The organism is Capnocytophaga periodontitidis (assembly GCF_016126015.1).
GTDB classification, from domain to species: domain Bacteria; phylum Bacteroidota; class Bacteroidia; order Flavobacteriales; family Flavobacteriaceae; genus Capnocytophaga; species Capnocytophaga periodontitidis.
This window is the reverse complement of record NZ_JAEFDB010000006.1, coordinates 1-13,939: the sequence shown is the minus strand read 5'-3', so window position 1 is coordinate 13,939 and position 13,939 is coordinate 1. Positions and strand designations below refer to the sequence as shown.

The following is a 13,939-nucleotide window of genomic DNA, read 5'->3' as shown; positions in this document are numbered from 1 at the left end:
TAATAATTTAACAAGATTATTCGTTATTTAATAAGAAACTTATAAACGGTTTCTTGCTTGTACACTTCCCCTTTTTCTAAGGGTTTTACCCCAAACTTCGGCTGATTGATACCATCGGGGAAATCTTGTATCTCAATAGCTACACCTACAAATCGTGGGTTTTTTGATGGTTTTTCTTTGGCAGTACATACCTTATCGAATACAGGCACATCGTCCAAAAAGTTACCGGTGTAAATCACAGCCACACGTTGGGTAGTATAGGCTTCCATAGTAATACCACTGTCAGGAGAATGTAATATCAACTGAGGAGCACCATTGAGTCCGCTGTGGTTGAGCACAAAAGGGTGGTCGTAGGCACGAGTGATTTCGAATTGAGGATGCCCCTCGGCAATACCCTCGGCGATGACTTTACCTTTGCGGAGGTCGAAAGTAGTACCTTTTACAGCTATATAATTACCGGTAGGAATGAGTCCTTCTGCTAATTCACAAATATTATCAGCAGCGATTTGTAATACTTGGGTATCGCCATTCATTTCCATATCGCCTGAAAGGTTGAAATAACTGTGGTTGGTGATATTGAGATAGGTTTTGGCATCGGCAACGGCTTCGTAAGCAATATGCAGGCTGTTGTCATCAGTGATGGTGTAAATCACTTTGAAATCTACTTTTGCAGGGTAGCCTTCTTCACCATCAGGACTTGTGTAGTGCATTTCTAAACCATTAGCGAGCTCTTTTACTTCAAAGAGTTTACTGCTAAAACCTTCTTTACCACCATGCAATGAGTTTTCACCATTATTTTTAAATAGGTGATAGGTTTTCCCGTCGATAGTGAAAGCAGCGTTGTGAATACGCCCTGAAGTGCGCCCTATGGTAGCACCATTGTAGGCACCATTACCTATGTAATCTTCCAAATGCGCATAGCCTAATACTACGTTTTTCAGTACGTTGTGTTTGTCTTTTACAGCTATTTCGGTAATAGTACCGCCTAAGTTCAAAACAGACACGCGAAAGCCGTTCGCATTCTGTAAGGTATATTGATAGACAGCCTGTCCGTTGTGAGTACCGAACAGGCTTTTGTTGATGGTTATCATACTTTGTCTTGTTTATAGTTTTTTAGCGCCGTCGCTTACAGAAGCGATATAGAAATCGGCAGCATAACCTATTTTGTTCTTGTAAGCCTCGCCTACATTTTTAATGAAATCGTCTACTTTGTCTTTTTTCACGATGCTTACAGTGCAGCCACCAAAGCCAGCTCCCGTCATACGTGAACCTACTACCCCAGGTTGTTCCCAAGCAAGAGCAGCCAAAGTGTCGAGTTCTACACCAGTTACTTCATAATCGTCGCGCAAAGAAATGTGCGATTGGTTCATTAATTTACCAAACTCAGCTAAATTACCTGCTGAAAGCTCTTTTTGAGCTTTAAGAGTACGTTGGTTTTCATACACTGCGTGTTTTGCTCTTTTTTGTCGAACGGGACTCTTGATGAGGTCTTTGTTGGCTTCAAATTGTTCAATAGAGAGTTCTCCTAAGGCTTTGATAGGTAATTTAGTTTGCAATTCGGCTAAGGCTTCATCACATTCTGCACGGCGTTCGTTGTATTTAGAATCGGCGAGACCACGACGTTTGTTAGTATTGGCAATCACGATTACCTCATCTTTGAGTACCACAGGAACATAGGCATATTTGAGTGTGTTGCAATCGAGGAGGATAGCGTGGTCTTTCTTACCCATAGCTACCGCAAATTGGTCCATAATACCAGAGTTTACCCCAATGAATAGGTTTTCAGTTTTTTTGCCTAATTGCGCCATTTCCACGGGGTCAATAGAAAGGTGGAAGAGGTCTTTTAGCACAATAGCGGTAAGCATCTCAATAGAAGCAGAAGAAGAAAGCCCTGCGCCATTAGGGATATTCCCAGAAAAGAGAATATCGAACCCAGAGTCGATTTTTTGCCCTGCTTCGAGGAACATTTTAATCACACCCTTTGGGTAGTTAGCCCAATCGTGTTTTTTGTCGTTGGTAAGTTCGTCGAGGGTGAACTCCATTACGCCAAGGTCGGCAAAGTTTTCAGAATACATACGGAATTTGCGGTCGTTGCGTTTTTTTACGAGACCGTAAGTACCTTTGTCGATAGCGCAAGGGAACACATTACCGCCATTGTAGTCGGTATGTTCACCGATGAGATTCACACGTCCTGGTGCGAAGAATTGTTTTTCGGCAGGAGCACCGAAAACTTCTTGAAACTTTTGTTCTAAGTGTTTCATATAGTTTTAATTTTAGTTATTAGTTTTGTTTAGAAATTACTTAATTAAATAATATAATGGAAAAACGGAGTGCTGTCAAAGACAATTCCTAATAGATATGATTCTTGTAGAGACAATATATTTCTTATCTTATAAAGGATTTTAGCTGAGTCAAATACCAATCAAAGTCATCATACATAATAAAGTGGAGCCCTTTATTGGCATATCTAAGGTCTCTCAAAGATAAATTTTGATATTGATCTCTTATGTTGTCTTTTGAAGAAGTAAATACGGACTCTAAGAGCACTAAGGCAGGCACTTTTATCTGTTTTATTTCCTCTCTGAGGTCTGTATTAGAGATTTCACACACAAGTTTGGCGAGGGTCTCCCTATCTGAGGCTACACTCCACTGAACGATGGTAGGCTTCTTGGCTTCCTTTGTTGTATAGTACATCATTGAAGCCATTTGCGAACGCTCAAAGTCTTCTTTGGGCATTGCTGTAAGTTCCTTGATCATAGGAGTACAATCCTTGTTAGGTGTTATCTTAAAATTAGGATCAGAAAGCAAAGGCAAGCAAGGCAAAGCATCTACAATCACTATTCTATCAAGTAGGTCAGAGGCTTTAGCAGCTATTTTCATAGCAAGGATGCCCCCTAAGCTATGCCCTACAATCGTAGGTTTTTGGATGTTCTCCTTTTTGATATAGGAGATAATGGCATCTGTCCAATAGTCCAAACTTGGATTCTTTACAGGGGTAATTCCTCCAAACCCCGCTAAGGTAAGCAGGTAGCAAGTGTGGTTAGTGATCAGAGCAGATACAGTCTCTTGCCAGACATCGCTGGAGCAGCCAAGTCCTGGAATAAACAAAATAGGACTTCCTTTTTCTCCTACTTTTTTCACTGAGAATGGAGATTGTCCAAACGTAGATAGTGGCAAAATAAGTAAAAGGGAGGTTATAAAAACATTTCTCATAGTAAAAAAAATAGATTTTAAATTAAAAATTAGCTTGGTTTCAACTTTGGCAAAGTTTCAAAACTAAAAGTTTGTATTACCTATTTAAAGTACTTTTTAGCAATTGCTCTGAGTTCTTTTTCTTTGTCTTCCAAACGCTGAAAGAGCACGAACTGGTTGCGGGCACGAATGTAATTCTCCTCAGGATATGAGGTTTTGAAATACACATCGTTGTTAAAATAATCGGCGAGGAAACGGATACCGATAATGAATATCATATATTTGGCTCCGTCGACGATATGTTTTTTCTCTGAAGGAGTCATTACAGGGTTCATTACTGAAAAACCTTTACAAAGTGCTTCGAAGAACTCGGTATTGAAAACGATTTTGCTTTCATCGGCTTCGTTTTCTTCGGTAGGGCTTACCGAAGTGCGCACCATATCGCCGAAATCGTAGAGTAAGATACCTTGCATCACTGTATCGAGGTCGATTACTCTAAAATCATCGGGATTGGATTTATTGATGAGTACGTTATTGATTTTGGTGTCGTTGTGGGTTACGCGTATAGGAATGCGCTTTTCGTCTACTTCTTTTTGGATAAGGTCGAAAATTACCTTGTGTTTTTGCGCAAATTCGTATAGCTTTTCAGCTTTGTCTTTGCGTGCAGGTGTTGCCTGAGCGTAAGCATCTTCGAGTTGTTGGAAGCGTAAATCTCCGTTATGGAAATTAGGAATGGTAGCCTGCAATCGAGAGGTGTCGATATTGGCAAAGGTTTTCATAAAAGTTGCAAAGGCGGTGGCAGCTTTCTCGGCTTGCCAAGGAGCTTCTATGAATTCATAAGAAGTATAGCCTTCTGCAAAAGGGAATACACGCCATACAATGCCCTCGGCATTTACGGAGTATCCTCCTTGTTTAGCTTTCATCATTGGGAGAATGATGTGATTGTTGGGTTCAGTTTCCCAAAGCAGTTCGATGTTTTTGATAATGCTGTCGGGGGTTTTGAACACATTGCTGTTAATCCCTTGAAGGATATAATTTGTATCGGTGGTTTTTACCAAATACGTACGGTTGATGTGTCCGTTGCCATAAGGTTCCACAGAAAGGAGGTTTCCTTTCAAGTTAAATTGATTGGCTATTTCTTTCATTTTATTTAGGTAAGAGGTAAGAGATAAGAAGTAAAAAACTTATTATCTCTTACGGGTTAAACATTTTATTAGAATTTATCGGGGTACTCGCCTTTATCTACGAGTTTTTGTATTTCGTTTTGTACCATTGCGAGGTCTTCGTGATAGGTCATACCGAACCAGTTGTCGTGATTGGGTAATACTTCTAATTTATATCCGTAATCCTTAATGGCGTGTTGTACTACCATAGGGATATAAAATTCGGATTTAGGGTCATCTTTATGTTCGGCTACAAATTCTTTGAAATAACGGTCGGCTATATCCAAAACTTCGTGAGTAAATCCCCAGAAGTTCATAGATACGTAGGTGCTTAGAGGATACTCGGCGCCCGTAGCTTCGTCTACGGCAGTAGTTTCGTTAATTTTACGCAGTTTGGTAGCTTCGTTGATAGAGAGTAGGTGATGATTGGCGTCTACTTCGCAGATACCGCGTGAAACTGTTCCGTTTTCACTAAGGGTGTTTTTCAGTAGATATCCTCCTGAGAAGAAAGTTTTTTCTTTACCAGCATTGAGCGCTTCATACATTAAACGAAAGCCTTCTTTGCCATAGTAATCATCGGCATTGATGATGAGGAAAGGGTTTTTTACAAACTCTTTTACACAAAGCATAGCGTGCCCTGTACCCCAAGGTTTTTTACGTTCGATGTCTTTTGGGTTAAAATCGTCTTGATATACGTAGGAGATAGGAACATTGTTGAAGCGGTTTTCGAGGTGTTGGCGGGTGAGGTTGTCGATTTCGTGGCGGATGATGAGCACGATATTGTCAAAACCAGCTTGTAGTGCGTCGTAAATACCGTAATCGAATAAGGCGTTGCCATTGTGAATATTTTCTAATTGTTTATCAGAGCCAAAACGGCTTCCTAATCCAGCGGCAAGAATCACTAATGTAGTCATTATAGTGTGTATTTTTTATGATTAATTAAATTACATCGGCAAAAATACAAAAAAAAAACAAAATAGCAAGAAATTAATGAAAATTAGCTTTTAAAAATCTGTATTTTTCTTACTTCATATCTTTTATTTTTTTACCTGAATAAAAATTTAACAATATTTTAACATCTAATTATTTATTTAAAAATCAGTATATTATAATAAAAAGAATGTTTTGTTAGTGTAAAAACAAGGAGACAGTGTTGTGTAAATAAGAAAGAAATATTATTTTTGTACCCTTAATTATATATAAATTACACGCGAGATATTATTACTTATAGCTTAAAAGTAAAAAAAATGAAAAAGTTTCTTACAGCAATTGTATTTTTAATCTTCACAGCAACAGGATTTGCTCAATGTATCAATGTGCAAACCACTTCTATCAAGGGAAATTGTTATAATGATAACCAGATAAAAGTAACAGCACAAGATGCTTCTCCATATCCTGCTATATGTTTACCTTCAAGTGGTAAATTTATTGTAGAAATACAAGGTGAAGGCCAAGGTGGCGATATGTTTCGTATGCAGCGCCCTTCACCTTCGGCTCCTGCCGAACATACTTTCTACAATCTTAAAGCAGGAAAGTATAAAATCATCGTACGCGATGAAAATACTGGTGCTTTTGAAGAACGTGAAGTAGAAGCCGAGTCTAACTACAAGGTAATGAATGTACAAGCTTTGCAGATATTACCTCCTATTTGTGGACAACCTAATACAGGAGGAGTACGCTTTCAGATACCTAATGGAGGGCACGGTCCTTTTGATGTTACGATTCTTGATCCTACAGGTAAAAATGTATTACTGCCTACTCAAAGATTTTCAAGACCTTCAGGGTCTAATTATATAGAGGTGCGTGGTACTAATGCAAATCCTATCAAACAAAATACAGTAGTAACGCTCCAAATTAAGGATGTTACAGCTGTAGGTGAAAAATGTGGTGAAACTCGCCGTTATCCTTCTATCCAAATACCAAAAGAACAATTCTCCTTAGAATGTATGGAAATTAGAATGTATGATAGGTATATGGAAATGCACAAAACTGATTGTGGTAAATATAAAGGACAATTTAGAATTGTACGCCAAGATAACAATTGGGTAATTACGGGTATGTCGGATGCAAATGCCATTAAGAACTATTTTAAACAAACAGGTAGGGCAGTGGTTCGCTTTTTAAATTCTTCAAAACCTGATATTGATATTTCTTCTACTTTTGATGGTTATGGTTTTTATGTAAATAACTACGTTTTTAAAAAAGGTGATGAGATAGAGGTTACTATCAAAGGTCCTAAAAATACCATTAAAGAGAGAGTTCGTTTCAATGAACAAATAGACCCATTGACTTGCGCTAACTTTCAAATGCTATCCGCTGAAAACCAATCTTATAGCCGAAATTGTGGATTAGATAAACGATTGTATTTCAATTATAATATGAGGAATCGTGACTATAGAAATATGCCTAATATAAATGGTGGCACTTACTCATATTTGTTAGGATGGGTTCACCCTATTGAGATGCAGTATTTTAAATTGGAAAAATCTCTTGGTGGTGTAGGAGGACCTTGGGTAAATGTACCTTTGGTAGCTTCTAACTCGCCTGCTTTAGGACAGGCTCAGTGGACTAATGGATTAATCTATGTGGACAAAGTAGGAGAAGGTCTCTATAGACTTACTTATGAAAACCCTAATAACTGTCATAGTACTTGTACTTCATTAGTAAATGTTTATTATCCTACTACAGCGGCTGCAGATATCAACAAAATATTTGATAAATTAGATATAGGTTATGGAGTGTATGAAGGTACAGGAGCCTTTAGAATAGACTACCCTGTTAATATATACTCTCATCCTTTGAAATTTAAATTAGAACGAGCTGATGGTAAAAAAGTAGTTTCTTATTTTGCAAAAGTGAGTATGGGTGATCACGGTACACGTACTGTAACTTTCCCATTAGAAACTACACAACCTGCAGGAAGCTATCGATACCATTATACTAATTTACCTGAAGGAAATTATAATATTACGATTACCGATGCTTGTAGCAATACTACCCAAAAAACAATTTATATACCAGGTATGCCTGCTTATAAACCTGAATTAAAAGTTGAAAAAGATTGCGAAATAGGGAAACTCAAATACAATATAGGTAATCAAATTTTTCAAGATGGTGTTTATGTTTATTTAGAACGAGAAGAAGAGGATGCTTATGGTAACAAATCTTGGAAAGCAGTGATACAACCTTCTGGTAATGATTATGTAAGAGGACATTCAGGGGAATTTGTAAACTTACTTGCTGGTAAATATAGGATAAAAACCAGTGGTTTTTATTATAATGCTTATCTCCAACCTAAATCGGGATCTATGTATCAAACTGATGCATCCGATCCAGGAGTGCCTAGCAAGAGTTGGCAAAGTTATTTCTATAAGGAAATTTCTATTGCCGATCTTGTTAAGCTCAACCCTGTCGTAAACCCAGTGATTTGCCACCAAGGAAGTGCTACAGGTATGATAGCTGTTGATGTAACAGGTCAAGAAGTGTATTTCCCTCTTACTTTCCGCCTCTATCAAAAAACATCGGCTACGGCTACTACCGCTACGCTTAAAGAAACAGTGAAGCTTGAGGCAAGTGATAATAAATACTTTAATATATTTGAAAATCTTACTACAGGTCACTACCTCATAGAGACTGAGCACCGTTGCCAAACAGTACCTAAGGATGTAGATATAGACCTTACCAATGCGTTCAATCCGTTCTTGGTGATCGACCGTCCTGTACCTTTCTGTACCGGAAATCAAGCACGTGTGAAATTAGGTCTTTCAGAACATCTTTTTGATATCAATTGGTTTAAACTTGATGCTAACGGAAATAAAACTACTACTTATCCATTACGTACTGGAGAAAGTTTCTGGGAGGCTATTTATACCACTACTACCTATATGGCTGAGTACAAACTTAAACCAGGAGTAGGATGTTCTAATAGCGCTATCTATACTAAAACAGTTACTGTGGTATTACCACCTATAGATGAACCGCCTCTTGTTAAAAACTGTCCGAATAATATAGAAGTTACTGTAGAGGCAGGGCAGTGTGGCAAGTTAGTACAATGGCGTGAACCCGAGGCATATCCTACTTGTTCAGGAGGAGTAACTACTACACGTAGCCACGCTCCAGGGAGTGTATTCCCTATAGGTGTCCATACAGTTACTTATACCTTTAAAGATAATCTATTAGCTACTATTAGCACTTGTACATTTATCGTGACAGTGAAGTCGAATGCTTTGAAACTAAAAACTTCACAACGCTATGTGGATACATCGGGTAATCCTATTACTCATCTTACTCCTAATCAAGCTTTCTTCTATGAATTAAGCTATGAGAATGTAGGGGCTGAAAATATTAAACGTGCTACTATTACAGTAAATCTACCTCCCAATTCTGCCGTAGTTACTAATGGTGAGCCCGATCTCAATAATGCAGGTGATGGTACAGTAGCTAATCCACAACCTCAGAAATTGTATAATCCTGCTACGAAAACCTATCAGTTTTTAATAGGTAGTACATCAGGTTACCCTCAATCTACTCTCAAGTTAGGCGACCCAAGGCGGAGCATTCGTATCCCAATGAAAGTAGTAGCCGATTGCGATAAACTCTTACTACCTTGTGCTAACTATCTGAAAACAGCTTTCTCTATCACGTATGAAGGAGGACCTAACGCTTGTCCTACAGCTCAACAATCAGAGGCTGGCTCAAGTTCTATTACAGTAGATACTTCCAATTGTACACGCCAAGAAGTAGTTTGTGGTTCTGGAATAATGACACTCGAAGCTACAGGAACTTTTAATACTTATCAATGGTATAAAAATGGAAATATGCTTCCTGGCGAAACTAATCGCACATATCAAGCTAATGGTCCAGGAGTTTACAAAGTAGTAAAAACTCTTTCTTGCGAAGGAAATCAGATAGGAACTACTGAAACAATACAATACCAAGCTATTACAGCAACTACCGATCCTATCCGTGCTCAAGCACAAAACATAGGAGTAACTTGCCCTGATAACGGTAGATGGACAAGTCATTTCTACCTTTGTCAAGGAAGCTCCAAAAATATTACAGTAAGCTACCAAAATACTGCTTTTGAGTGGCAACAATGGAGTGGCTCTTGTAATGAATCATCTTCTGATTGTAGAAATACTGAAGATCAATGTTGGACAACTTTCCACAACAATCGCACTTTTGTAGCTAATACAGCAGGTAAATACCGATTGAAATTGCTTAATTGTAATGAAAGTTTCTATTTTGAAGTATTTACAGCAGGACTTACAGGTTCACTTACTGATGAAATTCACGAAACTGATTTTTCTCAAGGTTCTGTAAGATTGCTACTTAGTACTAGTGGAGTAACTTATAAAGTAGAAATTTTCAAAGGAGGGACACCTTTCCGTACAGAGGTAATCAACACAAACGATTATCGTATCAATAATTTGCCACAAGGTACTTATGATGTGAAGGTAACCTCACCACAAATACCTGGTTGTCAATACAACGGACAAGTGACTATCAACAAAACGAGCCAAATGAAGGTAACTGCTACTTTCAAAGGATTTACCTCTTGTAACAAGGCTAAGTTTGAACTTAAAGCTGAAGGAGGTGCTCCTACCTATCGTTTTTATATTTGGACAATAGATGGTCAGCAACAATATACAGATATATCTACCGCTTTGAATGCTCCTCATATCGCTATTCAATTGGCACATCAGCCAAGTGTAGAGGTTGAAGTAGCAAATATCACTCGTGTAGGTGAATATGTATTCTTAGTGGGTGATACGCGTAATGGAGCTTTTGCCTTGTCTAACAAGGTGACCGTAACTCCACCAAATCCACATACATTTACCTTTAGTGCAACACAAGAAATTCAGTGTGAAAGCAATCCTAATACAGGGGTGATTAATCTTACTTTTGCTCCTGGCTCTCAAAACCAAAATCGTAAGATTAATCTATATAAATTAGATAAAACAGGAGCTCGTGTAGGAGCTGCTTTCAAAACTAGCACAGGAGGTTTATTTACAGGTATTCCTGCAGGTACTTACGAAATAGAAATGCTATCACAAGTGGCAGGAACAACTTGTACCTATATCAAGAAACCTGTGGTGATACTTCCTCCTCAAGCACCTTTGCGCGCTTATGCTGGTGTAGTAGCTGATAGATCCTGCGATACAGCACATAACCAATACAAAGTATCAGTGAACAACGTTACAGGTGGTACTCCTCCTTATCGTTATAGCTTTGATGGTGAAAATACTTATGTAACTAATCCTATAGGATTTATTGGAGGTTCTACAACCATCTATGTGAAAGATAACAAAGATTGCCGTATTGAAATACCTATAGTTACACAAGCAACTTCAGTGCCTACCATAGCGTTGAGCCCTATAGCTTATCGTTGTGATAATGGTTATGGTTCAGTAACTATTACAGTTTCATCTACTGTAAGCCAAACTTACCAATATAGCATTGATGGTAGTGCCAAACAAACTCTTGCAGGTAACAACTTTAATCGATTATTATCACCAGGAGTACACACTCTTACAGTATACTATCGTCCAATAGACACTGCTACAACACCTAATGTACTCTTTGCAGAAGATTTTGGCAAAGATGATAACGATTGTTTACCAGCAGCCAATACTTCTTTGGTATGTAACTCTTCAGGAAGTCTTTCAGATGGTAACCAAGTGCTTACTAAACAACTACAAGTAAGTTCAAATCCTAATTGGCTTACCACAGCTCCTGTTGATCCTTCTGGAGGTCGTTACTTAGCAGTAGCAGGAAATGGTAACAATGAAATAGTATATCAAAAACTTCTAAAAGGAGTAGCTCCTAATACTGAATTTACTGTAAGTTTAGATGCACTCAACCTCTTTAGAACAGGAGTAACTGCCGTACCAGCTCGCCTCAATATAGAAATAGCAAAACCCGATGGTACTACTTTGCGTAGCAAGAGTTTAGCAACTATTAACAACAATAGTTGGACAAATTATAAAGTCACCTTTACCGAAGCTGAGATGACAGGCTTTGCTAACGGAGAACTATTAGTGAAAGTAGTGAATACAGCTGCTGCCACTTATGGAGGCTTAGGTAATGATTTTGTAATGGATAACCTTAAAGTATCACAGGCTATTGCTTATTGTGATTTGAAGGTTACTCAACTTATTAATATAGAAAAGAATAAACAAATGCGTGCCGAAAAATTCGGTATCGAGAAAAACGTTAGCTGTATTGGAGCTCAAGATGGTGAGGTACGTATCAAGGTTATTAATCCAACATCTACAAATATTCTTTATTCAGTAGAATGGACATACACAACTACAACCACTTGGACACCTACAACCCTTGATGCTCAAGGAGTATTTACCGTTACAGGATTAGAAGCTACCCAAAGTGGAGTAGTGAGCATAAGAGATGCTGCTAATGCTAATTGTGCAGTAACCGTAAGTTACAAAATAGGCCAGCCTACTCCTATTGTACCTACAGTAGTAGTAATGGATAAAGTAACTTGCTATAACGCTGGAGTAGCTAAGATAAAAGTATCGGCTACAGGAGGTAATGTAGGAGGTTATCAGTACAGAGTAGGATTAGTAAGTGGAACCTTAGGAGCATTGCAACCAGCAGCTCCACGAGTAAACCCTTATGAAATACCGAACCTTGCACCTGGTACTTATAGCTTAGTAGTACAAGATAGCAAAGGTTGTACTACCGAAACTACCTTTGAAATCGCTGATAAAGCTACACTTTCAGTTACTGCTGAACCTACCTCTTATTGCTATGGTGATACACAAGAGAAGAAAGTAAAAATTACAGTAATTAGCGGTAATGGAAACTATAAAGTACAACGTGTAGGAGGTAATAATTATGCCTTCAATACATCAATTTTTGAGTATCCTGATGCACTTGATGTTGGCTCTCATACATTTGTAATAACCGATGGTTTTGGTTGTCAAGCAACAGTAACTACTCAAATTTATGCACCATTATCACTCACTGTATCACCTACTCAAACACAATATGCTGATTGTAAAGGTAGCAGTGTAACTTATACACTCACCGCTTCTGGAGGTATCCCTACAGCACTCAAAGAGTTTAGCTATAGTGTTGATGGTGGAGCTACTTATCACTTTATAGCATCTAATACTACTCAAGTAACCTTTACTTATCCAGTAGCGATAGCTACCACTACCGAGTTCCGTTTCCAAGTAACTTACAAACCTGATGGAAGTGAATGTAAACGACAAGCTTATATAACTTTAGCTTACGATCCACCACGTTTCTTAACCAATACCTTTACCACTACTCAAGCTACTTGTGGTAATAACAACGGTTCGGTAACAATTACGCCAAGTAATTACTATGTAGGTACAGCTTCACATACTCTTAAAGTGGTGAATGGTTTAGGAGTAACGCAGACTCCTACAGCTTTGGCGCCAGGTAACTATATAGCACACCTCACCGATGACCGTGGTTGTGTGGCTACTCAAGCCTTTACTATTACAGCAGTGCCTCAACTTACGGCTACAGCTACAGTAAGTAAGCAAATGGGATGTACCTCATCCGCTGCTGACTTAGCTGCCATTACAGTAACTCTCAATGGTGGAGGTATGCAACCTTTTGTAATCAATGTTAGAAATACTACTTCTGGTAAAGAGGATACACAAACACTTACAACCTCTAATAATATCTCAAGAGTATTCTCTGGATTAGATTATGGTAACTATAACATCACTATTACTGATGGCAATAGCTGTGTAACACATTTCACAACTGTAATCTTACCTAATTCTAATGTAATGTCTATCACTCCTGTAATACCTACTGCTTGTGCTACTACAGGTGAGGTACGCATTACAGCAACCAGCTCACCTACCTTTACAGCATCTACTAATGCGTACTTTGCTATATATCGACCAGGTATTCAAAACCCACCTCCGGGATCAGTTCTCAATACAGTTACTACACTTAATGCCGATGGAACTAACGATGTATGGCACAAAGGAGTTGCCTCAGGTACCGGAGTGGCAGTAACCATAGGAGGGCTCACACCAGGTGTACAATACACTTTTGTAGCTTATAATATGCTTACTAAGTGTCGTTATACCCAACAGATGACCGTCCCTGTACCTACATACTCACAGATGTCAGTAGCAATAGATGTGAAAAATGTAAGTTGTGCAACTGGCAATGATGGTACCTTTACCTTTACTTTAACAAATCCTCACGGAAGCACTACCCATATAGATTATCAAGTTTATCGTGAAGATAATCATCAACTAATGGTAGGTGCAGGAGGTACAGTGCCATCTCCATTCACCGCACCTCAAGTCGCAAATGGTAACCTACCAGCAGGTAAATATTATGTGAAATTTACTGAAACTATTGGTGGGGTAGCTAGTTGTGTAACTTCTAAGAGCTTTGAAATCAAACGTTCGCTCACTCAGTTACAAATTACAGCAGTTGCTACCCAAAAAGCTTCTTGTAATACTCAGGGTGAAGCTTGGTTGAATATCACAGGAGGTACAGCTACTTATACTTATGGATATGTAGCTTCAGGAACAGCCTACACATCATCTGTAATGACTCGTACA

Annotated in this window: 6 protein-coding genes; 1 reads left to right on the top strand and 5 read right to left on the bottom strand. The window is 38.5% G+C overall.

Features of this window, described 5'->3' with window-relative positions:
* Positions 1 to 23: 23 nt before the first annotated feature.
* The 5 genes from I7X29_RS09485 to I7X29_RS09465 all read right to left on the bottom strand — a co-directional run bounded on the left by I7X29_RS09485 (position 24) and on the right by I7X29_RS09465 (position 5,269).
* Positions 24 to 1,091: an aldose epimerase family protein gene (locus I7X29_RS09485; RefSeq protein ID WP_198474287.1), complete on the bottom strand. Its 1,068-nt coding sequence runs from the start codon at positions 1,089 to 1,091 to the stop codon at positions 24 to 26.
* A gap of 12 nt (positions 1,092 to 1,103) precedes the next feature.
* On the bottom strand, positions 1,104 to 2,261 hold the full coding sequence (locus I7X29_RS09480; protein ID WP_009412982.1) for a galactokinase: 1,158 nt from the start codon (positions 2,259 to 2,261) through the stop codon (positions 1,104 to 1,106).
* A 124-nt stretch (positions 2,262 to 2,385) separates the two neighbouring features.
* Entirely contained in the window at positions 2,386 to 3,213 is an 828-nt protein-coding gene (locus I7X29_RS09475; protein WP_181831913.1) for an alpha/beta fold hydrolase, read from the bottom strand.
* Positions 3,214 to 3,293: 80 nt separating this feature from the next.
* Positions 3,294 to 4,337 carry a phosphotransferase enzyme family protein gene (locus I7X29_RS09470; RefSeq protein ID WP_198474285.1) on the bottom strand — a complete coding sequence of 348 codons (1,044 nt, stop codon included), beginning with the start codon at positions 4,335 to 4,337 and terminating at the stop codon, positions 3,294 to 3,296.
* Positions 4,338 to 4,405: 68 nt separating this feature from the next.
* Complete coding sequence (locus I7X29_RS09465) at positions 4,406 to 5,269, bottom strand: nucleotidyltransferase family protein (RefSeq protein WP_198474283.1); 864 nt, start codon at positions 5,267 to 5,269, stop codon at positions 4,406 to 4,408.
* Between the two features lie 333 nt (positions 5,270 to 5,602).
* Here I7X29_RS09465 and I7X29_RS09460 point away from each other — a divergent pair.
* A partial coding sequence (locus I7X29_RS09460) for an HYR domain-containing protein (protein WP_198474281.1) occupies positions 5,603 to 13,939 on the top strand: 8,337 nt, incomplete at its 3' end.